Source organism: Paenibacillus sp. GM2FR, from assembly GCF_002803325.1.
Lineage (GTDB): Bacteria > Bacillota > Bacilli > Paenibacillales > Paenibacillaceae > Paenibacillus_AQ > Paenibacillus_AQ lautus.
The window spans coordinates 1-642 of the sequence record NZ_MKZM01000006.1 but is presented as its reverse complement, the minus strand read 5'-3'; the positions used below and the strand labels follow the sequence as shown (position 1 = coordinate 642).

The window sequence follows — 642 nt, the reverse complement described above, 5'->3', positions numbered from 1 at the left end:
GAGCCAGCCGCCGAAGGTGGGGTAGATGATTGGGGTGAAGTCGTAACAAGGTAGCCGTATCGGAAGGTGCGGCTGGATCACCTCCTTTCTATGGAGAATCGTTTCCTGCAACGGAAACATTCAAATAACGATGACGCAAGTTATCGTACAGACTTCATTGAAGTCAACCACGACGTGTATTCATTTGTTCAGTTTTGATGGAATTTGAGGGGCTATAGCTCAGCTGGGAGAGCGCCTGCCTTGCACGCAGGAGGTCAGGGGTTCGATCCCCCTTGGCTCCACCAAATCAATTTCATCTATAAGATATACAATTGATCCTTGAAAACTAGATAACGAAACGAATTTGCGCAATTAGAAATATCCTTTTAGCTGAACTTGTGTCAAAACAAGTTTAATAAAACGGTAGCAGCGGAAGATTCGTGACAGTCGATTCTTTGGAAGTTTCGTTTCCACCTATTAACTCGTTTAGTAGATCAGGAAACAAACGGACAACAGAGCGAATGGCGCGAAACTGAAGCAATTGGTTAAGCTACTAAGAGCACACGGAGGATGCCTAGGCGCTAGGAGCCGAAGAAGGACGTGGCGAACAACGAAACTGCCTCGGGGAGCTGTAAGCAAGCTTCGATCCGGGGATGTCCGAAT

The 642-nt window shown here is 46.9% G+C and carries 1 tRNA gene and 2 rRNA genes; all 3 read left to right on the top strand.

The window, feature by feature from the left end:
* Nucleotides 1-88 (top strand): 16S ribosomal RNA (locus tag PAEVO_RS00065); the annotation flags it as partial.
* Nucleotides 89-208: 120 nt separating this feature from the next.
* Nucleotides 209-284: transfer RNA gene (locus tag PAEVO_RS00060), tRNA-Ala, on the top strand.
* Between the two features lie 238 nt (nt 285-522).
* A 23S ribosomal RNA gene (locus tag PAEVO_RS00055) occupies nt 523-642 on the top strand; the annotation flags it as partial.